Source organism: Rheinheimera sp. EpRS3, from assembly GCF_001513785.1.
Lineage (GTDB): Bacteria > Pseudomonadota > Gammaproteobacteria > Enterobacterales > Alteromonadaceae > Alishewanella.
This window is the reverse complement of sequence record NZ_LNQS01000001.1, coordinates 643,573-667,416: the sequence shown is the minus strand read 5'-3', so window position 1 is coordinate 667,416 and position 23,844 is coordinate 643,573. Positions and strand designations below refer to the sequence as shown.

The 23,844-nt window shown below is 47.9% G+C and carries 21 protein-coding genes and 1 other RNA gene; 13 read left to right on the top strand and 9 right to left on the bottom strand.

Going from position 1 to position 23,844, the window contains the following annotated elements:
* Positions 1-11: 11 nt before the first annotated feature.
* From AR688_RS02795 to AR688_RS02775, 5 genes are all read right to left on the bottom strand, one after another.
* Entirely contained in the window at positions 12-1,307 is a 1,296-nt protein-coding gene (locus AR688_RS02795; protein ID WP_068228805.1) for a TRAP transporter large permease, read from the bottom strand.
* Entirely contained in the window at positions 1,307-1,807 is a 501-nt protein-coding gene (locus AR688_RS02790; protein ID WP_068228802.1) for a TRAP transporter small permease, read from the bottom strand. Before AR688_RS02790 ends, AR688_RS02795 begins: the two co-directional genes overlap by 1 nt.
* Positions 1,800-2,807 (bottom strand): TRAP transporter substrate-binding protein, encoded by a 1,008-nt coding sequence (locus tag AR688_RS02785; protein ID WP_068228799.1) that lies wholly within the window; start codon positions 2,805-2,807, stop codon positions 1,800-1,802. The genes AR688_RS02790 and AR688_RS02785 overlap by 8 nt, the downstream gene beginning before the upstream one ends.
* 90 nt (positions 2,808-2,897) lie before the next feature.
* Positions 2,898-3,740, bottom strand: coding sequence for a 5-dehydro-4-deoxy-D-glucuronate isomerase (gene kduI / locus AR688_RS02780; protein ID WP_068228797.1), 843 nt, complete (start codon positions 3,738-3,740; stop codon positions 2,898-2,900).
* A gap of 27 nt (positions 3,741-3,767) precedes the next feature.
* A complete protein-coding gene (locus AR688_RS02775; protein WP_068228794.1) occupies positions 3,768-4,526 on the bottom strand; it encodes an SDR family oxidoreductase in 759 nt (252 codons plus the stop codon).
* Positions 4,527-4,899: 373 nt separating this feature from the next.
* Here AR688_RS02775 and AR688_RS02770 point away from each other — a divergent pair, with 373 nt between their 5' ends.
* From AR688_RS02770 to AR688_RS02755, 4 genes are all read left to right on the top strand, one after another.
* The gene (locus AR688_RS02770) at positions 4,900-7,683 is read left to right on the top strand and encodes a TonB-dependent receptor (protein ID WP_068228789.1); all 2,784 of its coding nucleotides are present in this window, start codon (positions 4,900-4,902) and stop codon (positions 7,681-7,683) included.
* A 125-nt stretch (positions 7,684-7,808) separates the two neighbouring features.
* Positions 7,809-10,277, top strand: a complete 2,469-nt coding sequence (locus tag AR688_RS02765; RefSeq protein WP_068228786.1) for a glycoside hydrolase family 88 protein — start codon at positions 7,809-7,811, stop codon at positions 10,275-10,277.
* A gap of 265 nt (positions 10,278-10,542) precedes the next feature.
* Entirely contained in the window at positions 10,543-11,550 is a 1,008-nt protein-coding gene (locus tag AR688_RS02760) for a pectinesterase family protein (RefSeq protein WP_068231087.1), read from the top strand.
* A 3-nt stretch (positions 11,551-11,553) separates the two neighbouring features.
* Complete coding sequence (locus tag AR688_RS02755; RefSeq protein WP_068228783.1) at positions 11,554-12,312, top strand: rhamnogalacturonan acetylesterase; 759 nt, start codon at positions 11,554-11,556, stop codon at positions 12,310-12,312.
* 44 nt (positions 12,313-12,356) lie between these two features.
* Here the strand turns inward: AR688_RS02755 and grpE are convergent, their stop codons facing one another.
* Together grpE and hrcA are read right to left on the bottom strand one after the other, a co-directional pair.
* Positions 12,357-12,920 (bottom strand): nucleotide exchange factor GrpE, encoded by a 564-nt coding sequence (gene grpE, locus AR688_RS02750; RefSeq protein ID WP_068228780.1) that lies wholly within the window; start codon positions 12,918-12,920, stop codon positions 12,357-12,359.
* Between the two features lie 30 nt (positions 12,921-12,950).
* On the bottom strand, positions 12,951-13,982 hold the full coding sequence (hrcA, locus tag AR688_RS02745) for a heat-inducible transcriptional repressor HrcA (protein WP_068228777.1): 1,032 nt from the start codon (positions 13,980-13,982) through the stop codon (positions 12,951-12,953).
* 126 nt (positions 13,983-14,108) lie between these two features.
* Between hrcA and nadK the strand changes: the two genes are divergently transcribed.
* The 3 genes from nadK (at position 14,109) to AR688_RS02730 (ending at position 17,191) form a co-directional block, all read left to right on the top strand.
* Positions 14,109-14,990, top strand: coding sequence for an NAD(+) kinase (gene nadK, locus AR688_RS02740; RefSeq protein WP_068228774.1), 882 nt, complete (start codon positions 14,109-14,111; stop codon positions 14,988-14,990).
* A 109-nt stretch (positions 14,991-15,099) separates the two neighbouring features.
* On the top strand, positions 15,100-16,773 hold the full coding sequence (gene recN, locus AR688_RS02735; RefSeq protein ID WP_068228771.1) for a DNA repair protein RecN: 1,674 nt from the start codon (positions 15,100-15,102) through the stop codon (positions 16,771-16,773).
* 67 nt (positions 16,774-16,840) lie between these two features.
* Positions 16,841-17,191, top strand: a complete 351-nt coding sequence (locus tag AR688_RS02730; RefSeq protein ID WP_068228768.1) for an outer membrane protein assembly factor BamE — start codon at positions 16,841-16,843, stop codon at positions 17,189-17,191.
* 54 nt (positions 17,192-17,245) lie between these two features.
* On the opposite strand, the gene AR688_RS02725 is transcribed toward AR688_RS02730, so the two are convergent.
* Both AR688_RS02725 and AR688_RS02720 read right to left on the bottom strand, forming a co-directional pair.
* Complete coding sequence (locus AR688_RS02725; protein WP_068228764.1) at positions 17,246-17,593, bottom strand: RnfH family protein; 348 nt, start codon at positions 17,591-17,593, stop codon at positions 17,246-17,248.
* Positions 17,586-18,029, bottom strand: a complete 444-nt coding sequence (locus AR688_RS02720) for a type II toxin-antitoxin system RatA family toxin (RefSeq protein ID WP_068228761.1) — start codon at positions 18,027-18,029, stop codon at positions 17,586-17,588. Before AR688_RS02720 ends, AR688_RS02725 begins: the two co-directional genes overlap by 8 nt.
* Before the next feature lie 106 nt (positions 18,030-18,135).
* Here AR688_RS02720 and smpB point away from each other — a divergent pair, with 106 nt between their 5' ends.
* From smpB to AR688_RS02690, 6 genes are all read left to right on the top strand, one after another.
* Positions 18,136-18,618, top strand: coding sequence for an SsrA-binding protein SmpB (smpB, locus tag AR688_RS02715; RefSeq protein WP_068228758.1), 483 nt, complete (start codon positions 18,136-18,138; stop codon positions 18,616-18,618).
* A gap of 159 nt (positions 18,619-18,777) precedes the next feature.
* Positions 18,778-19,138, top strand: a transfer-messenger RNA (tmRNA) gene (ssrA, locus tag AR688_RS02710).
* Positions 19,139-19,490: 352 nt separating this feature from the next.
* Positions 19,491-20,006 (top strand): adenylate kinase, encoded by a 516-nt coding sequence (locus AR688_RS02705; RefSeq protein ID WP_068228755.1) that lies wholly within the window; start codon positions 19,491-19,493, stop codon positions 20,004-20,006.
* 439 nt (positions 20,007-20,445) lie between these two features.
* Positions 20,446-21,792, top strand: coding sequence for an AAA family ATPase (locus AR688_RS02700; RefSeq protein ID WP_068228752.1), 1,347 nt, complete (start codon positions 20,446-20,448; stop codon positions 21,790-21,792).
* 4 nt (positions 21,793-21,796) lie between these two features.
* Entirely contained in the window at positions 21,797-22,387 is a 591-nt protein-coding gene (locus AR688_RS02695) for an RloB family protein (protein WP_068228750.1), read from the top strand.
* A gap of 304 nt (positions 22,388-22,691) precedes the next feature.
* Positions 22,692-23,804 (top strand): DUF748 domain-containing protein, encoded by a 1,113-nt coding sequence (locus tag AR688_RS02690; protein ID WP_068228747.1) that lies wholly within the window; start codon positions 22,692-22,694, stop codon positions 23,802-23,804.
* Positions 23,805-23,844: the final 40 nt, after the last annotated feature.

The following is a 23,844-nucleotide window of genomic DNA, read 5'->3' as shown; positions in this document are numbered from 1 at the left end:
GTTTAACAGCATTAAAAGCCAAACTGCGCCGGTAACCATTCGCTGATCGCCGGCACATAGGTTACCAGCATCAGCACCACAAACATGGCCAGATATAACGGCATTAACGGCCGTAAAATGGCTTCAAGCTTGGTTTTGGCAATGGCACAGCTGACAAACAACACACTACCCACCGGCGGTGATACCAGGCCGATAGATAAATTAAGTACCATCATAATGCCAAAATGCAGCGGGCTCATGCCCAGCTCTACCGCTACCGGCAGAAAAATCGGCGTAAAAATCAGCACCGCCGGGGTCATATCCATAAAGGCGCCCACCAGCAGTAAAATCAGGTTAATCATCAGCAGAATTAATAGCGGGTTTTCACTGATTGTCAGCATCCCGGCACTAATGGCTTGCGGAATTTGCTCGTAAGATAAAATCCATGACATAGCCGATGAGGTAGCAATAAGCGCCAGCACGATAGCCGTGGTTTCTGCCGATTTCATTAAAATGCCCGGCAGTTCAGTGGTTTTTACTTCACGGTAAATACCTACCGCCAGGATCAGCGAATACACCACAGCAATAGCGCCAGCCTCAGTGGCAGTAAATACACCGCTGACAATACCGCCAATCACCAGGAATATCATAAACAAGCTGGGTACGGCTGCTGCCACTTTTTGTACCACCAACTTTAATGGTAAGCGCGCGCCTACCGGGTAGCCTTTTATTTTGGCGTAACCGGCACAGACAATCATTAACGACAGGCCAAGCAAAATACCAGGCAAATAACCGGCGATAAACAGTGCCGCAATAGATACGCCACCGCTGGCAATGGCGTACACAATAAGAATATTACTCGGCGGAATAAGCATACCGGTGGTTGCCGCCGCCGCTGTTACGGCAGCGCTGTAGTTTACGTCGTAGCCCTGTTTTTTCATTTCCGGCAGCATAAAACTGCCAATGGCCGAGGTTGCCGCCACAGCAGAGCCTGAGATCGCGCCGAAAAACATACAGGACATCACATTAACCAGTGCCAGGCCACCCGGCAACATGCCCACCAGCGCCATCGCGCATTCAATCAGCCGTTTGGCAATACCGCCGCGGCCCATAATCAGCCCCGACAGTACAAAAAACGGAATAGCCAGCAGTGCAAAGCTGTTAATACCACCGGCCATACGCTGCGCCATGGTAGTAACCGCCGGCATAAAGTCGACGCTAAGCAGCATAGTGGCCAGCGTTGCCAGGCCAATACAAAATGAAATAGGTACGTTAAGCAGCAATAAGCCGAAAAACACCAGCAGTAAAACCAGAATTGCCATTTCCATTATTGCATCCCCTCTACTACCGGTGTCGGTTTGTTACAGGCCATAAAGTACAGCTGGCAAATACCATAAAACGCAATCAGCACACCGGATAACGGTACCGCAACGTAGATATAGGCCATTTTAATATCCAGTGCGGCTGACATCTGGTTCAGCTCGTAAGTCAGCGCAACTAAGTTACCGCCGCCAATCACCATTACGGCAATGGCAAAAATAACGACCGATGCGGTCAGCACCATTGCCAACTTACGTTGTAACGCAGCATTAAACCGGCGGGTAACAATATCCAGCCCCAAATGCACACCGGTACGATAGGCAAAAGCCGCCCCTACCATACCAATCCAGATTAAAAAGGTGCGTGACAACTCTTCAGTAATTGAGCTGGGCGCATTTAATATGTAACGCGACACAACCTGCCAGCACACCACCAGCACTATGCCGCCCATTAGCCCGGCCAGAAACCACTTAAGCAAGCTATCAACGACGTGGATTAACTTAGTCATTTTTTGCCTCCATTTGCGCGCCTACATCTGCAATTTGCTGCAGTAAGGGGCCAATATCGGTTTGTTGCAGGCTTTGATGAAACGGCGCTACCGCATCGCGAAACGGCTGTTTATCCGGGTAAATAACTTTTACGCCGGCGGCTTTCACAGCAGCCAGTGCTTCATCAGAAGATTGCTGCCAGGCCTCGCGCTGGTAGGCGATAGAATCATTAGCGGCACGCTGCAGCCATTCCTGTTGCTGGGGTGTCAGATCCTGCCACACCGGCAGACTGACAATCAGTACATCCGGCACTGCGGTATGTTCGTCCAGGGTGTAGTATTTGCTTAATTCATAATGGCGCGACAAGTAAAAGCTCGGCGGGTTATTTTCTGCACCATCCACGACGCCTTGCTGCAGGGCAGTATACAGCTCGCCCCAATCTACCGGTGTGGCGGCGCCACCTAACTCCTCAACCATCCGTACGGCGGTTTGGCTGGCCAACACGCGAAACTTTTTGCCACGTAAATCAGCCGGGGTATTAATTTCAGTATTGGTAGAGTAAAAACTGCGGCTACCGGCGTCATAGTAGCCCAGGCCGCGTAAGCGTGCCGGTTGCAGTGCCATCAGCAATTCAGTGCCGGTTTTACCGTTTAACACCTGCCATAAATGGGCGTTGTCATTAAAAATATAGGGCACACTAAATACACGCATTTGCGGTACAAAGCTTTCTACTGAACTGGCCGACACCTTTGTCATCGCCAGGCTGCCAATTTGCAGCAGTTCAACTAATTCGCGTTCATTACCAAGCTGGCCGCCGCTGTAAATATCAACCTGCATAGTGCCGTTAGAGTAATACTCAAGGCGCTCGCCCATTAATACCATGGCTTTGTGTACAACATGTTCCTGATCCAGCGCGTGCGCCAGTCTTAAGGTGGTAACGTCCTGCTGAGGCTTACAGCCAATCAGCAGAGCAGCCGCCACCAACAGCAGGCCGCTGGCCCGCCGGGTGATAGTTCTCATAACTCGTCCTACCCTGTTGCTAGGAGTGGCATGTCTTAATGCATGCCTTACTCGGTACGATTGCTGCTATTGGCAGCGAAAGGCCAGTTGCTACTTCATTGCACTGGCAGGAAATTTATCCATATCGTGGTAATCCAGGTTTTCCCCGGCCATACCCCAGATAAAGGCATAATTACTGGTGCCACAACCACTGTGAATAGACCACGCCGGTGACACTACCGCCTGCTCATTGGCCACCCAAATATGCCGGGTTTCCTGCGGCTGGCCCATAAAGTGGCACACACGCTGATCATCACCGAGGTTGAAATAGAAATAGGCTTCCATGCGCCGATCATGTTGGTGCGCTGGCATGGTGTTCCATACGCTGCCGGGTTTGAGCACCGTTAAGCCCATTTGTAACTGGCAGGTTTGCACCACATCGTTAATCATCAACTGGTGAATAGCCCGCTCGTTCGATGTTTCCAGCGCGCCCATTTGCAGCACAGTGCAGTTATCCATCGTCAGGTGTTTGGTGGGGTAAGCATGATGCGCCGGGGCCGAATTTAAATAGAATTTTGCCGGCGTTGCGCTGTCGCTACTATGAAAGCTCACATCACGTGCGCCCATGCCAACGTACAATGCTTCGGTGTTTTTCAGCTCGTAATCGGTGCCATCGACAGACACTTTACCGGTACCGCCAACGTTGATAATACCCAGCTCACGGCGCTGCAGAAAAAACTGCGCTTTAAGCGGCTCTGGCGCGTCAAGCTTTACCGCGGCTTTTACCGGTACAGCACTACCAACAATAACGCGCTCGTAATGGGTGTAACATAATACCAGCTTGTCGGCTTGCATCAGGTTATCTACCAGAAAATGCTGGCGCAGTTCGTCAGTGTCATAGTGCTTTACGTCATCCGGATGTGTCGGGTAACGGCTTTCAAATAAAACAGTCATAAAAACCTCAGTTGAAAAGTAAAGTGTTTAGCGCGCCAGCCAGCCGCCATCTACCGCCAGTACATGGCCATTAACATAATTACTGGCGTTTGACGCCAGAAATACCGCGGCACCGGCTAAATCTTCCGGTTCGCCCCAGCGTGCTGCCGGGATACGCGCAGTAATAGCAGCGTTACGCTCGGTATCGGCTTGCAACGCAGCAGTGTTGTCGGTACGGAAATAACCCGGCGCAATAGCATTAACCTGAATATTGTGCTGCGCCCATTCGTTGGCCAGTGCTTTAGTTATACCGGCAATAGCATGTTTGCTGGCGGTGTACGCCGGCACGGTAATACCGCCGCTGTAGGATAACATTGAGGCGATATTAATAATTTTACCCTGCTGGCGTTTAATCATTTCTGCACCCAAACGCTGGCTTAGCAAAAAGGCCGCATCTAAGTTTACTGCAATCACTTTGTGCCACTCGTTCATCGGGAACTGATGTGCCGGGGCACGGAAAATAGTCCCGCCGCAGTTCACCAGAATATCAACTACGCCTTGCGCCAGCGCCTGCTGTGCTAACTGCTCTACTGCAGCTTCATTACTTAAATCTGCCGCTAAACCAATGGCCTCGCCGCCCTGTTCGATAATCATTGCGACTGTATCGCGGCTGCCTGCAACGGTTGAACTGGCACACAGCACTTTGGCACCGGCCTGTGCCAGCGCTACAGCAATAGCCTGGCCCAAACCACGGCTGGCGCCAGTAACCAAAGCGGTCTGCCCGGCGAGAGAAAATAATGCAGCCATAATGGCCTCCTGCGTTTAAATAAACTTTGTCATCACGATATTTCGTTCATATATGGAACAAAATTAAAATTCGAAACAACTCTAAAATATCAAAAAATCAATCAGTTAAGCCATGTTGGCGTGTTTTACTTACAAATTCGGCTGATTTTATTATCGCCAATAATTGACAGATTTTAGTTGATGGTGTTAGCTTTTTGCCATCGGTGGCACAAAATTGCAAGTTTTTTTTGCCACCGGTAGACAAAGCATATAGGCTGAATACGAAACAAGCAAATCAACAGGGAGCAAAGTCACTTTGCTCCTGAAAAAACACAAAAAGCCGGGGCATGACTCAGGCTAAAACTACAAGTCAATTCAGGACGAGGTATAAAAAATGGCTTATCGCAACACGCAATTCCGCCCCACTAAGCTGGTGCGCGCGCTTACGCTGGCCGGCTTAGCTACCGTGCTTGGCGTTGCTCCGGCACTGCAGGCACAACAGGCCGAAGAGCAACCAGCAGCACAAGTACAGGAAGAAGACATTGAAGTTATTACCGTAACCGGTGGCTTTCGTGGCAGCCTGGCCAGCGCTTTAAACCAGAAGCGCTTTGAAACCGGATCTACTGACACCATCAAAGCTGAAGATATCGCCGATTTCCCGGATCTTAACTTAGCAGAATCTTTACAGCGTATTCCTGGTGTGGCAATTAGCCGAGCCGCCGGTGAAGGCCGCCAAATTTCAGTTCGTGGCTTAGGCCCGGATTTTACCCGCGTACGTATCAACGGTATGGAAGCACAATCTACCAGCGGCGGTACTGACCAGATTGGTGGCGCTAACCGTGGCCGTGGCTTTGACTTTAACACCTTTTCATCTGATTTATTCAGCGAGCTGACGGTACGTAAAACAGCCTCTGCCAACGTAGAAGAAGGCTCTCTTGGCGCCACGGTAGACCTGCGCACCGCGCGGCCTTTTGATTATGACGGCTTAACCTTTGCCGCCAATATACAAGGTGGCTATAACGATTTATCAGAAGAGGTCGATCCAAAAGCCTCTTTCCTCGTCAGTAACATTTTTGCCGATGGCAAATTCGGTGCACTATTTTCATTGGCGATGTCCGAACGTAATGTAAAAGATGAAGGCGCCAGTACAGTACGTTGGAATAATGTTAATGACTTTGGCAGCTATCAGGGCATTACCGACGCAGAAAATGAAGATTTAGTCGCTATAAACGAAGGTTTCCGCCCGCGTTTACCGCGTTATGACTCGTACACACACAATGTAAAACGCACCGGTGCTGCGGCAGCTTTTGAATTCCGTCCCACTCAGGAAACACGCTTTAATCTGGATATTTTGTACTCCAAAGACGATTCAACCCGTAATGAGGTGTTCACTCAGGGCATACTGAACGGCAACGGTCAGACCGGACGGATGAATGTGTTAGATTACGAAATAGATGACACCAACACAGTAACCTACGCTGCATTTGAAAATGCTACCGTGCGTAACGAAAACCGTTACGACGAGCTCGGCACCGAGTTTTTGCAATTTAGTTTAAGCGGCCAGCATCAGCTGACCGACAATCTTAAAATTGATGGCATGATTGGCCGGGCTAAATCTGAATTTGATAACCCGATCCAAACAACAGTTGTTATGGAAAAAACCGGTGTCGATTTCAGTTATGATTACCGCGGTGGCAACCGTCAGTCGCCAGATCTGCGATTTGGTGACGGCGTATACGACAGTGCAGGCTGGGAAATTAACAGCCTACGTTTGCGTCCGCTTGGCGCAGAAAACACCTTTGATAACGCCGCTCTGAACCTGGAGTATGTGCTTAACGACAACCTGACACTGCGCGGCGGCTTACATTATAAAACTTTTGAATTTGAAACCCGTGAAGCGCGGTTAGAACGTGAAGGCGGCTTGGCTGGTACTCCGGGTATCGCTATGCCAGAAGAGCTGATCACCAGCTATGATTCCGGTTTAGGTTCACAAGGTGCCTGGCTGATACCTGACCTAAATGCCTTTGCTAACGAATACGATATTTACAGCAATACCGGTAATTTTACTGTTAGCTCTGACTTCCGCCGTGTAGATAACTACTCCGCTGAAGAAAAAACCTTAGGCGCTTATCTGCAACTGGCATTTGAAACTGAGGTGGGCGATACCACCATTCGTGGTGATGTAGGTGGCCGTTATGTTAAAACCGATCAGTCATCTACTGCTTGGGCAACCTTGGGTGGCACCAATGAGCTGATTACTGCCGAGCATGATTACAATGAGTTCCTGCCATCGCTGAATCTGGTATTTGAACCATTAGAAGATGTGATTATCCGTTTTGGTTATGCCGAAGTAATGGCCCGTGCCGGTTTAGGCAGTTTACGGCCTAACGTATCGGTATCGGTATCTGGTGGTTCGCGCAGTGTTAGCGGTGGTAACCCAACGCTGGAACCAACCAAAGCCAAAACCTATGACTTAGGCTTAGAGCTGTACTTTGATAATGAATCTTTGTTAGGTGTGGCGGTATTCCGTAAAGATATCGACAGCTATGTGCAGGGCCTGCGTGAAACCAAGCCATTTACTGAAACCGGTTTACCGATTCAGGCAGCCATTGATGCCTGTAATGCTGGCCCGGGCTATGGTGAAGACTGTAATGAAAACGTAGAGTGGCAAACCAATACGCCATTAAATGGCCCTGGTGGCAACCTGTATGGCTTTGAAGTGCAATATCAGATGCCGTTTAGCTTCCTGCCAGAATTCTGGGACCGTTTTGGCTTTGTGGGTAACTACACTTACGTAAAAGCGCAGATGGATTACATCAATGCTGATGGCCAGATTCTGGCAACCCGTGACTTACAGGGTTTATCAGAATCTACCCGTAGCGCCACGCTGTACTATGAAGATGAAACGTTCAGCGCCCGTGTGTCACTGACAGATCGTTCTAAGTACCTGACTAACGCTATCGGCCGCGACAACAATGATATGGAAGGCACCAACGCTACCCGTAATATTGACGCCGCTATGTCTTACCAGTTAACTGATAGCTGGCGGATCAGCTTTGAAGCACTTAACCTGACCGATGAAGTGGATGATCAATGGGTAGACTCAAGCGGCAACCGCTTAACCTACTACCACAGCACTGGTCGTCAGTACTACTTAGGCGCACAGTACAAGTTCTGATATCGCCTCGATGCACTACCCGCTATGCTCCGGCATAGCGGTTTTAGTTTCTCCCGGTAAACGCTGAGCCACGGAAGGCCCGTTTTACTAAGCATGGACGTACGAATTGTAATAACAGGTACCCTATGGCCCGCATTCTTTTTGGCAAAACCTTGTTAAGTATCAGCATTGCCACAGTTGTCAGCGCTTGCTCGCCACAACCTTCTGCTACGACTCCACAGTCGGTTAGCAGCAACGACAGTAGCATTGCCACTCTTAGCGTCAACAACCCTTCTACCTTTGAACGCAAAGAGCAAAACCTGCTGCTGCCATTTACTGATCTTGGCGTAACAGCAAGCCAGGCACAGGCGTTAGTAGCGCTGGATGGCGGCAATACAGTGCCGTCACAACTGATTGATCACAACGGTGATGGCAGTAAAGACAGCCTGTTATTACAGTTTGATTTTGCCGCCGTTGAGACAAAGCAACTGCAGATTATTAACGATACTGCGCTGTTTAATGCCCAGCAGTTAGCCAAACGTACGCAGGCAGAAATTTCGCATAAAACCGGCGGCCAGTGGCAAGATGCTAAATATATTGGCGGCAGCTTTGAAAATGTCGCCGAGCTTACCCCACCTGCGCAATATACCGATCATTCCGAGTGGATCCGCTACGAAGGCCCGGGCATAGAGTCAGATAAAGTCGGCTATCGTATTTATCTGGACTGGCGCAACGGCTTTGATGTATTTGGCAATAAAACCGGCAAGCCGGTGCTGCATCAGGTAGGGCTGGACGGCTATAAGTCGTACCATGAAATGGCCGACTGGGGCATGGATTTACTTAAAGTAGGTAAATCGCTTGGCGCCGGCGGTTTCGGCTACTGGGACGGTGAAAAGGTGCAACTGGTATCCACTGTCAGCGGCCACACCGCCAAAGTAATTGAAAACGGCGCTTTATATTCTGCACTGCAAATTCAGTATAAAGACTGGCAAATTGCCGGTAAAACCACCAACTTAACCGCTAACCTGTCCATGACTGCCGGTAGCCGCCTGGTGCATACCCGCTTGTCTTTAACCGAGCCGCTGGACAATATCGCCATCGGTTTAGTGCGCTTGCCTGACACCAAGGTTTTGCATGGTAAATCAGAAGTGACCGGCCACAGCTGGACCTATCTGGCCACCTGGGGCGAGCAAACCCTGACCGGTGGCAACGATAAGCTGGGCATGGCCATTTTGTATAAGCGTGGCGCTAATAAACAACTGACTGGCGATGAGAACAGCCATGTCGCAGTAATGACGCCATCAGGCACCGAGCTGGAATATTATTTCCTTTCAGCCTGGGATGGTGAGCCAGGCGGTATTAAAACCGAAGCCGAGTTTGTTGAATACCTTGAACAGGAAGTAGAAAAACTTACGCTAACCCCCAGGTTATCGCTTAAAACCGCACTGTCTGAGCAGCAAAAAGCCGGAGCGTTAACTGCCGACGTAGCATTAAACTGGAGCGAGCGTTTAGCCGCCAGCGAAATGGTACGGCAAACCCCTCACTATGCTTATGGTGGCTGGGATTACGAGCGCCAGCGCCCAAGCAAATGGGAATACACTACCGGTTTACAGCTGCAAGCCTATGACGACCTGCTTAAAGTTAAACCTAATGCCCAGTGGCAACAGGTGCTGACGGATGTTATCGACTCTTTTATTACCAGCGATGGTGATATCCGCACGTACAAAATCAGTAACCATAATATCGATAGTTTAAATACCGGCAATATGCTGCTGCGTGAATACCAGCGTAACCCCAAGCCAGAGTATAAACAGGCGCTGGATTTATTACGCAAACAGTTAGCTGAACACCCACGCACTTCTGAGGGCGCCTTCTGGCATAAACAAATTTACCCGCACCAGCTATGGCTGGACGGCGTATACATGGGTATGCCCTTTCTGGCCAACTACAGCAAAGCGTTTGAGCAAGGCCATGCTTTTGACGAAGTGGTAAAAGAATTTACCATCAGCCGTGAAAAACTGCGCGACCCTAACACCGGCTTGTATTACCACGCCTGGGATGAAGCCCGCCAGCAGGATTGGGCCGATAAAGACACCGGCCTGGCCAGCCAGTTCTGGGGCCGTGGTTTAGGCTGGTTAGCTATGGCACTGGTCGATGTACTGGACATTATCCCTGCAGATCAAACCGAATTACGCCAACCACTATTGGATATGACAGCAGAACTGGCCGACGCGCTGGTAAAAGTACAGCATGACAGCGGCACCTGGTATCAGATCCTGGATAAACCCAACGCACCGGGTAATTATTTAGAATCGTCCGCCAGCGGCATGTTTACTTACTTCTTTGCTAAAGGCGTAAATAACGGTTATCTGGATGCACGCTATAAAGCTACCGCAGTAAAAGCTTACGAAGGCCTGGTAAATGAATTTATTCTGGTACACCCGGATAACAGCATAAGCTTAGTCAATACCTGTCAGGTTGCCGGTTTAGGTTTTGGCCGTGATGGCAGCTATGAATACTATATGAGTGAACCGGTATTTCGTAACGACGCTAAAGCCAACGGCCCCTTTATTATGGCCGGTGTGCAAGTAGCCAAACTGCTTGGTACTAACTAAGTTTCTTCCTGTGTTTAGCCGGTGCTAAGCAGCATCCACCTGAGTGAGAACCGGCTTACCCTAAACTAACCGTTGAAGGCATGGATGCTGACAAATTCGCCAGGAGCGAATTTGAACAGCTCTGCTGGCCCACCGGGCAAACTTCAAGGATGAAGTTTGTAATCGAGCCTACAAGGACGTATTCACGGCGTGTTAGTGTGGGTAAACCGGTTCGTGTCAGATGCTTAAAACTTGCAGCCGGCTGCTTTTTTTGGAACCTGATACTATGAAACTACCCCCCTGGCTTTTGCTCTTTCTGCTGTTTAGTACAACCAGCTTCGCCGATATCATCCGCCTGCAAGTGGCACAAAGCGGTGATGCGCCGTTTCGCAGTATTCAGCAAGCGATAAACAGCCTGCCGGATAACGATACTCAGGCCATTATTCAGATTGGCCCCGGTGTATATGCCGAGAAAATTTACCTCACCCGCAATAAAGTGGCGCTGATTGGTGCAGGTGCAGATAAAACCGAAATTCGCGTCGCCGAACTGCGCACTAACTGGCTAAAGCAGCACCCGTCAGACTGGGGCGCGGCGGTGGTAAATATCCGTTCCAGCGACATAGCATTGTTAAATATCAGTATTGTAAACAGCTATGGCGAGCTAACCGGTGATAATGAGCATCAGTTCGCGGTGCGTGGCTTTGAGCAGGCCACCCGCATTATTACCGCTAACTGCCACATTATTGCCGGCGGTGCCGATACCTTAAGCCTGTGGAATAAAACCGACGGCATGTATTACCACGACAACTGCTACTTTGAAGGCCATACCGATATGGTGTGCCCGCGCGGCTGGGCGTTTTTTAGCAACAGTACCTTTATCAATAAAAAAGCTTACGCCACCTTATGGCATGACGGCGAGTTAAACGAGCAGCAAAAAATGGTGGTGCGCGACTCGCACTTTGACGGCGTGCCGGGCTTTATGCTGGGCCGGCGGCATTATGATGCGCAGTTCTACCTGATTAATAATCAATACAGCACCAATATGTCCGACAAGCCGATATTCCGCCATACCTATCCGGCCGAGCCAGAACGCGACCGCGCTAACCTGTGGGGCGATCGCTACTATTTTAGCCACAGCGATAACAAGCAGGTGGTTTATCCCTGGCTTAAAGCTAATTTGGCCGAGCATCCATCACAACTATCGCCGGAGCAAATCACCGCTAAGTGGACCTTTGCCGGCCGCTGGGATCCGGAGCAACAGGTAAAAATGCTGCTGCAACTAAATAAGGAGTAATAAATGAAGTATCTGCTTATTTTGGCTTTATGCAGCGGCTTTGGCTTGAGCCAGGCGCAAGCCGCTGAAATGCAACCGGTAAAACTGCACCTGGTCGGCGATTCTACCATGTCGGATAAACCCAACCTGGCTTACCCTGAGCGCGGCTGGGGCCAGTTGCTACCACAGTTTTTATTGCCACAGCTAACGGTAGTGAACCATGCCGCTAATGGCCGCAGCACCCGGCGTTTTTTAACTGAAGGCCGCTGGCAATTACTGTTAAGCGAGCTTGGCAACGGCGATTATGTGCTAATCCAATTTGGCCATAACGATTCAAAAGAGTCAGACCCGGCGCGTTATGCCGCTTTTAACAGTGATTATCAGACATTTTTAACGCAATTTATTGCTGATGTACGTGAGCGTGGCGCCACGCCAATGCTGGCAAGCTCAATTTGCCGGCGTAACTTTGCTGAAGATGGCAGCTTAAAACGTGATCTGGCCGATTATGCCAGTGCCGCTGCCAAAGTAGCCAAGGAAACAAAAGTCAGCTTTTTTGACTTACAGCAGCTAAGTTGTGATTTCTGGCAACAGCAGGGTAAAGATAACAGCCAGCCATATTTTATTCAGGTACCGGCAGGGTTGTATCAAAAATTCCCCGACGGCAAAGTGGATAACACCCACCTGACACTGCAAGGTGCCAGCAAAATAGCGCAGTTTTTTGTGCAGGATTTAAAACAACAGCAGCATCCGCTGGCAGCTTATATCTACCGGGAATTATTGTAAAAAAACCGGCGTAAAGCCGGTTTTTCTGCTGAACTGCTGCCGTTTTAATCCGGTGCTTTAGATACACCTACCATTGCCGGGCGTAATAAACGGCCGTTTAACTCGTAGCCCTTTTGCATTACAAAGGTAACGGTATTAGGTGCAACATCAGCAGATGGCTGAATACTCATCGCCTGATGATGCTCAGGGTTAAATGGCTGGCCTTGCGGGTCAATTTGGTTAACACCATATTTGGCTACCGTATCCAGAAAGCTTTTCAGGGTCAGCTCAACGCCTTCAACCACCCCTTTTAATGCTTCATCTTCACGGTTAATAAAGCCCAGCGCCCGCTCCAGGTTATCGACTACCGGTAACAAGTCACCGGCAAATTTTTCCAGGGCAAACTTATGGGCTTTTTCTACGTCCATCGTGGCACGGCGGCGCACGTTTTCAGATTCGGCTTTAATGCGCAGCATTAAATCCTGCTGCTCTGCCACACGGGCGTTAGCGTCGGCCAATTCGGCTTCAAGTTTGGCAATAATTGCCTGCTCACCCGACAGCTCTACTGTGTCGGCATGCTCGTTGGCTTGCTCTGGCGCATTGTCGTTTGGCTGGTGTTGCTCTGTCATGTGTTACTACTCCCAAATTAAGTAGGTGTATTATGGGGATACCTGGCGCCGATTCAAGTTTAAATTTAATTGGCGCGCACAGGCTTCCACTAACGGGATCAGCCGGGCGTAATTCATTCTGCGCGGCCCCAGTAAAGCAATAAAACGTTTTGGCTGTTGCTGATAACGCTGCACGATGACACTGACATTAGCCAGTTCGATAAAACCAGACTCTTTACCCAACAATAATTTTGGCTGATCATCCTGCGTTACGGTTTGTAACAGGCGGATCAAGCCGTCGGGCTGTTCCAGCATCTGCATTACCTGCTGCAGCGCAGGGTTTTGCTGGTATTCTGGCGCCAGTAATAACTGATGCTGACCGTAAATTAATGGCTGATGCTGCTGCAGCTCATCCAGGCTCAGTTGCCCCAGCACTTTTTGCAATAATTGCTGGCACAAGCCGGTTTCATTACGCACTATGCTGCCAAGCCGTTCAATACCATCCTGCCACTGCCCACCGCCGCCTAAAGCGGCGTTTAATAAACACAGCACTTTGCTTAATGTATTGCTGTCTATCGCGCTTTCACAGTGCAGCACGCGGTGCAAAATATCACCGTCTTCATCTATTACCACCAGCAGTAATCTGTCACTGGCCAGGCGCACTAAATCAATCTGCCGCACAATACGGCCGTCGGCTTTAGGCGCACTGACAATAGCGACAAAGCCGGTAAGGTTAGTCAGTAACTGCCCGGCTTGCTGGCACAATAAAGACACCGGTAACTGTGGCGTAAGCCTGCGCTGTAACTCATTATTCCACATGCTGGTAAGCGGCTGCAGTTGCAGCATTTTATCGATAAATAAACGAATACCGGCAGTAGTGGGAATGCGCCCGGCAGAGGTATGCGGCGAGCGGATTAAGCCCTGCTGCTCCAGTGCCATCATGGTGTTGCGCACCGTAGCCGAACTCACGGCCAGCTGAGCATGATCCGCCAGCAGCTTTGATGATACAGGCTGGCCATCCAGCAGATACTGTTCAACAATCAGCTTTAAAATCAACTCAGATCGGTTTAGGGCTAACGTCATGCGACATACTCACTTCATCATTGAGCTTGGATATGGGGGCAATAAGTACCAATTCAAGTAAAACACGGCCTAGTGTCCAACGCGTGCTGCCGTTATACTGCGCTAACGCATTGAAAGGAAACTGCTATGCAACATGCCTTTACCACCGTTGGCCTGATTGGCAAACCACACCATCAGGGCGCGAATAATACGCTGATCAGCCTGTACAGTTTTTTACAACAACAAGGCCTGAAAGTTTACGTTGAAGAACGCGTAGCCCAATCGCTGACGCTGCCGGATGTAGAAATACTCGATCTGGTTGAACTGGGTAAAAAATGCGATCTGGCCATAGTGGTAGGCGGCGACGGCAATATGCTCGGAGCAGCCAGGGTATTGGCGCGCTTTGATGTGGCGGTACTGGGCGTAAACCGCGGTAATTTAGGGTTTTTAACCGATTTAGCGCCGGAAGATTTTCAACAGCCATTAAGCGAGGTGCTGGCAGGTAACTTTGTTACTGAAAAACGTAACCTGCTGGAAATATCCGTACACCGCCATGGCACGGTAAAAAGCAGCAACAGTGCCGTAAACGAAGCCGTGCTACACGCCGATAAAGTGGCGCATATGATTGAGTTTGAAGCCTACATCAATGACGAATTTGTATACAGCCAACGCTCCGATGGCCTTATTATCAGCACCCCTACCGGCTCTACCGCTTATTCACTCTCTGGCGGCGGCCCGATCCTGACACCCGATTTAGACGCCGTCAGCCTGGTGCCAATGTTCCCACACACCTTAAGCAGCAGGCCGCTGGTGGTGTCTGGCAATAGCGAAATCAGGCTTAAAGTGGCCAGCACTAACGATGCTCACCTGCAAATCAGCTGCGACAGCCACGTTATTCTGGCGGTAATGCCAGGTGATGATATTTATATCCGTAAACACCCTACGCCACTTCGGTTAGTGCATCCGCCGGGTTATAGCTACTTTCATGTGCTGCGCAATAAGTTGGGCTGGGGCAGCAAACTTTATTAAACCGCTGCTTGCCTATTGTACAATTCCTGTATAAAGTTACTGTATAAATAAACACTGTTATTTTTCACAGTTGTTCTGTAGCGTAACTTTATTCAGGTTGGAGCATCGCATGCTGTGTCATCTGCATATCAGTAATTTTGCCATTGTCCGCGCGCTGGAAATTGATTGGGCCAGTGGTATGTCTACCATTACCGGTGAAACCGGTGCCGGTAAATCTATTGCTATTGATGCTTTATCATTGTGTTTGGGCGAACGCGCCGATGCCAGCGTCGTGCGCCCCGGTGCAGATAAAGCCGATATCGTCGCCAGCTTTGATATCAGCGAACTTAAAGCCGCACAGCACTGGCTGACAGAACAAGACCTTGCCATGGGCAACGAGTGCATTGTACGGCGCGTAGTTAGCAGCGAGGGTCGCTCACGTGGTTACATTAATGGTGTGCAGGTACCGGCACAGCAACTTAAAGCCTTAGGCCAGTATTTACTCAGTATTCATGGCCAGCACGCGCACCAGCAACTGCTAAAAAGCGACTACCAGCGCCAATTACTGGATGCGTTTGCCGCCAACAGTGCAACATTGGATGCCACCCGCCAGGCCTGGCGCAACTGGCAGCAATTACAACGCGAATACGGCGATTTACAACAATCGCAACAGCAACGTGATGCCCAGCGCCAGTTGCTGGAATATCAGGTAGCCGAGCTGGACAACTTTGCCCCGCAGGAAAATGAATACCCCGATCTGGAAGCCGAACACAGCCGCCTAAGCCACGGCAATACATTGTTAAGCCAGAGCCAGCAATGCCTGCAGCTGTTGTATGATGACGAACAGCAGAATATTTATCAGGCATTATCTGTCGCCACTGCCCAGTTAGAACAGCTGGCAACATTAGACCCGGCACTGAATAACATAGCCCAGATGCTGAACGATGCGCTGGTACAAACCGAAGAAGCCAGCCGCGAACTGCGCCGTTATGCCGATAAAGTTGAGCTGGACCCGGAACGTTTAGCACAGGTAGATGAGCGCCTTGGCCTGTGGCTGAACTTATCGCGTAAACATCAGGTAGCCCATGAGGCCCTACCCGCACTGCATCAGCAACTGTCTGCGCAGTTGGCAACCCTTACCGGCAACGACAAACGCCTGCTGCAACTGGCTGCCGACATTGAGCAGGCCGAGTTAGACTATATGGCACAGGCAGAGCAGTTAAGTGAGCAACGCCGCCAGGCCGCCAGTGCACTTAGTAGTCAGGTCAGTAAAAGCATGCATGAACTTAGCATGGCAAATGCCCGCTTTGAAATACAGCTAACCACTATGGCTGCCGAGCAGGCCAGCGCCAGCGGCATTGACGCTGTTGAATTTCAGGTATCTACTAACCCAGGGCAGCCGTTACAAGCCATGCATAAAGTGGCATCGGGCGGCGAGTTATCACGCATCAGCCTGGCAATTCAGGTAATATTGGCTGACAAAGTAACCACCCCTACACTTATTTTCGATGAAGTAGACGTAGGTATCAGCGGCCCGGTTGCAGCAGGTGTCGGCCGTTTACTGCGCCAGTTGGGCGAAAGCACGCAAATTATTTGTGTTACCCACTTGCCACAGGTAGCCAGCCAGGGGCATCAGCAACTGTATGTAGAAAAGTATACCGACGGTATCGCCACAGAAACCCGCATGCGCACTCTGGCCGACGAAGAACGTATTAGTGAAATTGCGCGCTTGCTGGCAGGCGAGAATATCAGCGCCAGCGCGCTGGCAAATGCCCGAGAACTTTTATGTGCACCGGCAGTCTGAAAGAAGGTTTTTCACAAGGCTTGTCATAGGGTATGATAAAGCCAATCAGATTAAGCAGAAGTGACAGATGAAAGCAGTAATTAAAACCTTATGCCTGGTAGTTGGCATACTTAGCCTTGGTGCCTGCAGCAGCTGGATTTACCGTATTGATATTCCACAGGGCAACTTTTTAGAACAAAAAGATGTAGATAAGCTGCGTGTGGCTATGACCAAAGAGCAGGTAACTTATGTCTTAGGCAGCCCGGTAGCCAGCAATGCATTTGACAACGACACCTGGCACTATTTTTATGCCCTTAAAAGTGGCCGTGGTAATAACTTTGAAAAGCAGCTGATTGTTGAGTTTAAAGACGACAAATTGCAGGATATAAAAGGCGATTTTGATAAATCGGCCGAGTTTAGCACGCCGCTGGATATTTAAACTCTGGCGCAGATAAAAGCAGATCACAAAAAAACCAGCTATTAAGCTGGTTTTTTATTCAGTGGCGCTTTTAACTTCGTGTGGCCGGCCACCGGTTACTTTGTCTGCCCGGCCTTCTTCTTTGGCTTTCTCGGCCCGGCGACGGCGTAAATCTTTTGGATCGGCAATCAGCGGCCGGTAAATTTCAATTCTGTCGCCTGCTTTTACCGCATCATCAAGCTTTACCGGCCGGCTCCAGATCCCGACCTTTTGCACTGCCAGGTCAATTTCAGCAAACTGCTGTAAAATGCCTGAACGCTCAATAACCTGTTGCACGGTGCTGTTACGGTTAACCGATAATGTCATCAGGCTTTGCCGATCTGGCAGCGCATAGGCAACCTCTATCATGATCTGCTCAGACATGGTTTTCTCCGTATACTTGTTTTGCCCGTTGGGTAAAAGCATTCACCATGGCCGCGGTCAGCTCGCCAAAAATTTTACCAAAGGCAAATTGAATAAGCCGGCTGGAAAATTCAAACTCCAGCCTTAAAATAACCTTACAGGCTGTTTCACTTAATGGCTGAAACTCCCAGCCGCCGTATAATTGCTTAAACGGGCCGTCTACCAATTGCATAGCAATACGATGATGCGGGTACAAGGTATTAAGGGTGGTAAAAGAATGGCCAATACCAGCCTTGGAAACCGTAAGCGATGCCACCATCTCTGTTTCAGACTGGCTGACAATACGGGCAGAGGTGCAGCCAGGCAGGAATTGCGGATAGTCAGGTACAGCGTTGACTAAGTCAAACATCTGCTGTGCACTGTAAAAAACCAGCGCACTGCGCTCAATTTGTGGCATACTCTTTCCCCTTTAAACCCGCCGCCGATTGTAACAGAATAACGCGCTGCAACAAGGCTTGAGCCATCGCTGACCCATAAAACAGAGCTGCGACAAATAACGAATTATGAGTAAAAAACAAGTTAGTAAAAACAAAAACGGCACCATAGCGCAAAACAGAAAGGCACGGCACGAGTACTTTCTGGAAGACCGCTATGAAGCGGGTATGGCCCTGCAGGGCTGGGAGCTGAAAAGCATCCGCGAAGGTAAAGTTAACCTGTCAGATTCTTATGTCATTTTGCACAATGGCGAAGCTTTCTTACTCGGTGCGCAAATTCAGCCGCTAAACAGCGCTTCCAGCCATGTGATATGCGACCCTGAGCGCAGCCGCAAGTTATTGCTGCACAAACGCGAACTGGATAAGTTAGTTGGCTTAAAAGAGCGCGACGGCTTTACGCTGGTAGCCACTGCCATGTACTGGAAAGCCTGCTGGGTTAAGCTGGAGTTTCATTTAGCCAAAGGTAAAAAAACCTTTGATAAGCGTGACGATATTAAAGACAGAGACTGGTCACGCGAAAAAGAACGCATGATGAAGCACTCCAAGCGTTAACAGTAAACGTAAAATAATACTTGAAACTTCTGCTGCCTAACCCCATCTAAGTAAGGCGACAGGAAATAACGGCAAAGGTGCAATGCTTGCTTGTGTAACAACAGTCAGCTGCGTACAATAGCCAAACACTATGGTGTGTAAGTGTTCCATACAGAATTCGGGGCTGATTCTGGATTCGACGGGATTCACGAACTCCTAGGTGCATGCCGAGGTGCGGTAGGCCTCGTAAAAAAACCGCAAAAAACTAGTCGCAAACGACGAAACATACGCAATCGCTGCTTAATAGGCAGTAGATAGCTCTTCCCCTCACGCATGTCTGTAAGCTGAGACTCTGGAAGATCACCCCTAACAGAATCGCGTCGCGTCTTCGCCTGGAGACAACACGTTAAAACCAATCAGGCTCGCCCGACGATAGCCTGCCATTCGGCGCTCATAGGGTTAACTAAATGAATGTGCTAAGCATGTAGTACCGAAGATGTAGGTTTTTCGGACGCGGGTTCAACTCCCGCCAGCTCCACCAAATAGCAACAGGCCAGCAGAAATGCTGGCCTTTTGTTTTTCTGCAAACAGTACCTCGCATTACCGCGCCAATTGCCAATACCCTGCTACTTCTTCACGCTGCTCCAACCCGGGGATACGCTTTTGTTATACGCTTGCGGGAACATCCTCATCCGGCTTTAAGTTGACATGATGCTGCTCTTCTAGCAGGATAAGCCTTATGAATCTAAATCTTACGCACAAAGTATCTCGAATTATCATCATTCCATAGGAATGGTGGGAGTTTTGATGCGTCTATAATTTATCAAACCCACCCCATAGAGGTGGGTTTTCTGTTTCTGCCTTATGGGAATAATTTATATAAAAGAGGCAGTATGAAAAAAATAGCAGTTTTTGGTAAGCCCGGAAGCGGTAAATCTACTTTAAGCAAAGCACTGGCGTTGGCAACTGGTATACCGTTGCATCAGCTGGATTCGATTGTGTACAAACCGAATGGGGAGCTGGTAGATAGCAGTTCATTCGATGAAGCACATAAGCGTATCTTATCGTCTGAAAGTTGGATCATTGATGGGTTTGGGCCAATAAATTCATTTCACCAGCGTTTAGAAGCAGCTGATACATTGGTTTATGTTGATCTGCCATACTTAACAAGCTACTGGTTTGTAACTAAGAGACTGCTAAAAGGGCTTGTCGTAAAACCTGAAGGTTGGCCTGATGGCAGTTCGGTACTAAAAGGCACTCTTCAGAGCTATAAAGTTTTACGGCTATGTCCAAAATTCTGGAATGAGGATTTCATCACCAGATTAGAAGCATTGTCAGATAGAAAGTCAGTGTACATTGTTAAGTCGGTTTCTGAGCTGGATAACTTCGTAAACCGAAATATCAAATAAATGCATATAACAGTCAAAGGCAGCGGGCAATATTTTGCTTCGCTGCGTTGCCCAGTCAACGGAGGTGTGTATGACAACCGGCAAGGTGATAAACCATAACAACTCCCAAATAGTTGAACTTCCGCTTGAAGTACACTTTCCGGATGACATTGCGCAAGTAACCGTGCGGGCGAATGGTACAGACCGAATACTCTCCCCTGCTGCCAACTGGACTTCCCCTAATCTAATAGACACTCATTAACCTCCGACACTAGTCGGGCTAGTATTTGATTTGGGTCGCTTCTAGCACTGACGCTTTTCCCATTTATGAACCAAAAGCCCCAAAAAGAGCAGAAAAATCCCGGATATGAGAAAAATTCTCTCAAAATGAGACTTTCCTCTTGATATAAAGCCAGAAATGCGTAATAAAAGAGAAAATTTCTCTTAAACAGAGTAAAGCATGTTAATTAGATTCACAGTCTCAAACTTTAATTCATTTCTTGATGAAGTTGAGTTGTCGATGATCCCTTCGAAAGAACGGGCACACCCAAGTCAGGTATATAAAACTAAGCAGACGAACCTCGTGAACATTTTGCGTGGAGCAATTATTTATGGTGCAAATGCCTCAGGAAAAAGCAATCTGGTCAAAGCAATCGAATTTGCCAGAAATTTAATACTACGAGGTAAAGGGCCAAATAAAAAGTTTGATTTACCATTGTTCAAGCTTTGTAAGCAAGAAACTAATCCATCATCAAGATTCGAATTCGAAATTTTGGTGCAGGGTAATATATATGCTTATGGTTTTGAACTTAAAAATAGTTATGTTGAATCGGAATGGCTTTTTAGATTAACAAAAGACAAAGAGACACTAATTTTTTCTAGAGCACATGGCACCTCAAATCACGACGAATTCACATTTGGTAAAACACTACAAGAAAAATCTACCGATGAGCAATCGTTCTTGCAATTTACATCAAGAGGCACTCGTCAAAATCAACTGTTTCTAACGGAATCTATTGAGCGAAACATTGAAGACTTTTCTGACGTATTTAACTGGTTTGACCGGACTCTAAAAGTAATTTCGCCTTCAACCATGCATAGTGGTATTGAGTTTAAAATTAGTCAGGACTCTACCTTTAAAGACTACCTTCAAAAGGTGTTACATTTAGCTGACACCGGTATAGATGCAATAAGAACGGAACAGTTGGATTCCATCAAATCTGCCGGTCTTCCGCCTCAAATACTTGATAGACTTAAAGAGGACCTTGACAACGATGAAGCTGCACTTGCAACAGATCCTGATGCAGGACGTCGTCTAGTGATAAAGAAGCAAGATGGCGAACTAGTTGCGTTTAAGCTATCAACAACACACAAATGTCAAACTCAAGACTTAAACGTGTCGTTCGATCTAGAAGAAGAATCTGATGGTACAAGGAGGTTAATTGAATTAACTCCATCTTTGTACGAAATGGCATATTCTAAAGAGCCGAGTGTATACATAATTGATGAAATTGACCGAAGCTTACACCCACATATAACTCGTCTACTTGTGCGTGAACATCTAGAGTCAGAAAAAAACACCCAGTCACAATTGATTGTTACGACACATGAGACTTCTTTACTCGATGTTTCATTAGTAAGAAGAGACGAAATTTGGTTTGTTCAAAAGAGCGAAAGCGGTATTTCTTCTTTGTATTCGCTTAATAATTTTCAGCCGCGGTATGATAAAGACATAAGAAAGGATTATTTACTTGGTCGTTATGGTGCTATTCCATTTGTAGGTGATTTCAAGAGACTTAATAGGTAATAGCTTGGGCAGAAGACAAAAACCGTTAGTCAGAGAAAAAACATTATGGAGCGTCAAACCTCTATATGTTATTGCAACTGAAGGGCAGATAACAGAAAAGTTATATTTTACTGACCTTTTTGGCAGAAAAAATATAAGAATGCCAGTTCTTGAAACCAAGAGGGGTCAATCATCTCCTGATAAAGTTTTCGAACGCTTACAAAAGTACAAGACTGAAAATAATGCTCAAAACAAAGAGTTATGGTTAGTAATTGATAGAGACTCGTGGCCTCGCGAAACACTAGTTGCAATTCAGGCTGAGTGTCAAAGAAAAGAGATCAATTTTATTCTCAGTAATCCATGCTTTGAATTTTGGTTGCTGCTACATCAAGCACAAAAAAAAGCACCATTAAACAAGCAAATTTGCGACGCTGAATTGAAAAAGATGATGCCTACATACAGTAAAGCAAGGTATGACACGGATTACTTTAAACAGAATGTGCATTTGGCAGTCGCACATGGCAACGTATTAAACACAGATACACCTATAGATACAGTCCCAACGACTAGTGTGCACTTGCTTGTCGCGCAACTTTTATCAGAAGATGACAGATAACGCCTCAAATCATTGAAGATATTGAAAATCTTGTCAGTTCAACTCCCGCCAGCTCAGCCAAATAGCAACAGCCCAGCAGAAATGCTGGCCTTTTATTTTTAGTTCTACTATCACACCTGCATTGCAGCAAAATTTACAAAATTGCAGGTAAATAATCCGCGAAATTTTGTCTTGCCTTGGTTAGCTAGCTTAGTGAATTTTAGTAAAGTTATTTAAATTCAGCATCTTGAGCATTCCAAGCTACGTGGCTTGATCTTTGCTATTGTCTTAGCATTTCTGTATTCACCTTAAACAGCGCTTACCCATGAGATTATCTAACAGTGTAAAAATCATGCTGGCTGTGGTTTTAGTATTACTAGCAGTAAGAGTAGCCCTGCCACCTGTGATGGTATGGTATGTCAATTCGCTACTGGAACAGCAGGAAGGTATTAGCGGCCAGGTGCGGGATATCGATTTGGCGCTTTGGCGTGGTGGTTATGTTATTAAACAGATAGAAATTAATCAGCTTAACGACAAAGGCGAGCTGCCGCTGTTTTCAGCCGAGCGCATTGATATTCAGTTGTCCTGGGCGGCGCTGGCCGATGGTGAAATAGTTAGCACTATGGCATTTCACCAGCCTGTAATAATGGCACAGGACCGAGCCGGGCAGGAAGACATCACCGAGGATGCGGTGCTGGATGAGCGCACCTGGATTGGTCTGGCAAATAACTTAACCCTGTTCTCCATTGATAAGTTGTCAATCCATGATGGCAAAATCGAGTTTAATGCTATTGCCAAAGATGTGCTTGGTGAGCTGATTTTGAGCCAGGTAGAAGGCGAGATTGTTAACCTGCACAATGACGCAAAGTCAGAATTGCTGACGGAAGTCGATTTTAGCGGTATGGTGGCCACGCAGACCCCTTTTATCATCCAAGGTAAGTTTAATCCGAATGTAAAGTTACCGATGTTTGATATCAATCTGAAAATGGACAGAATGCCTACTGCCGAGACAGCCAATATTATTAAAATATATGCCCCGTTTGACGTAGAAGCCGGCGAGTTTGAACTGGCAACTGAGCTGGCCAGCGATAACGGCCGGCTAAATGGTTATGTAAAGTTTGGCATTTACAACCTGGAAATTTTCTCCTGGAAAGAAGACGTGGTAAAAGATGTGATAGAAGGCGACGAGAATACCCTGCAGATATTTGTTGAGGGTGTTTCGGCCATGTTCGCCACACTGCTGGAGAACAGTGAACAAAACCTGATCGCGACCCGGATTCCTGTCAGCGGTAATTTTAGCGAGCCGGATGTCTCCAGATTAAAAGCCTTGGCAGGGCTGCTGAGAAACGCTTTTATCGAAGCTTACAAATTGAATCTTGAAGATATTATCGATTTTTCATCGATGGCTGATGAGAAACAGGAAGCTGAAAAAAATTAAAATAAACTGCTGGCTACATTAGGTGTCAGGGTACTTACAT

What these genes read in the sequence shown, in the direction of transcription:
- AR688_RS02690 (WP_068228747.1), top strand. Translation starts at nt 22,692, where the DNA reads ATGAGATTATCTAACAGTGTAAAAATCATGCTGGCTGTGGTTTTAGTA.
- grpE (WP_068228780.1), bottom strand. Translation starts at nt 12,920, where the DNA reads ATGACAGAGCAACACCAGCCAAACGACAATGCGCCAGAGCAAGCCAAC.
- AR688_RS02755 (WP_068228783.1), top strand. Translation starts at nt 11,554, where the DNA reads ATGAAGTATCTGCTTATTTTGGCTTTATGCAGCGGCTTTGGCTTGAGC.
- smpB (WP_068228758.1), top strand. Translation starts at nt 18,136, where the DNA reads ATGAGTAAAAAACAAGTTAGTAAAAACAAAAACGGCACCATAGCGCAA.
- AR688_RS02765 (WP_068228786.1), top strand. Translation starts at nt 7,809, where the DNA reads ATGGCCCGCATTCTTTTTGGCAAAACCTTGTTAAGTATCAGCATTGCC.
- hrcA (WP_068228777.1), bottom strand. Translation starts at nt 13,982, where the DNA reads ATGACGTTAGCCCTAAACCGATCTGAGTTGATTTTAAAGCTGATTGTT.
- AR688_RS02760 (WP_068231087.1), top strand. Translation starts at nt 10,543, where the DNA reads ATGAAACTACCCCCCTGGCTTTTGCTCTTTCTGCTGTTTAGTACAACC.
- AR688_RS02795 (WP_068228805.1), bottom strand. Translation starts at nt 1,307, where the DNA reads ATGGAAATGGCAATTCTGGTTTTACTGCTGGTGTTTTTCGGCTTATTG.
- AR688_RS02720 (WP_068228761.1), bottom strand. Translation starts at nt 18,029, where the DNA reads ATGCCACAAATTGAGCGCAGTGCGCTGGTTTTTTACAGTGCACAGCAG.
- AR688_RS02770 (WP_068228789.1), top strand. Translation starts at nt 4,900, where the DNA reads ATGGCTTATCGCAACACGCAATTCCGCCCCACTAAGCTGGTGCGCGCG.
- AR688_RS02725 (WP_068228764.1), bottom strand. Translation starts at nt 17,593, where the DNA reads ATGTCTGAGCAGATCATGATAGAGGTTGCCTATGCGCTGCCAGATCGG.
- kduI (WP_068228797.1), bottom strand. Translation starts at nt 3,740, where the DNA reads ATGACTGTTTTATTTGAAAGCCGTTACCCGACACATCCGGATGACGTA.
- AR688_RS02785 (WP_068228799.1), bottom strand. Translation starts at nt 2,807, where the DNA reads ATGAGAACTATCACCCGGCGGGCCAGCGGCCTGCTGTTGGTGGCGGCT.
- nadK (WP_068228774.1), top strand. Translation starts at nt 14,109, where the DNA reads ATGCAACATGCCTTTACCACCGTTGGCCTGATTGGCAAACCACACCAT.
- recN (WP_068228771.1), top strand. Translation starts at nt 15,100, where the DNA reads ATGCTGTGTCATCTGCATATCAGTAATTTTGCCATTGTCCGCGCGCTG.
- AR688_RS02790 (WP_068228802.1), bottom strand. Translation starts at nt 1,807, where the DNA reads ATGACTAAGTTAATCCACGTCGTTGATAGCTTGCTTAAGTGGTTTCTG.
- AR688_RS02775 (WP_068228794.1), bottom strand. Translation starts at nt 4,526, where the DNA reads ATGGCTGCATTATTTTCTCTCGCCGGGCAGACCGCTTTGGTTACTGGC.
- AR688_RS02705 (WP_068228755.1), top strand. Translation starts at nt 19,491, where the DNA reads ATGAAAAAAATAGCAGTTTTTGGTAAGCCCGGAAGCGGTAAATCTACT.
- AR688_RS02730 (WP_068228768.1), top strand. Translation starts at nt 16,841, where the DNA reads ATGAAAGCAGTAATTAAAACCTTATGCCTGGTAGTTGGCATACTTAGC.
- AR688_RS02700 (WP_068228752.1), top strand. Translation starts at nt 20,446, where the DNA reads ATGTTAATTAGATTCACAGTCTCAAACTTTAATTCATTTCTTGATGAA.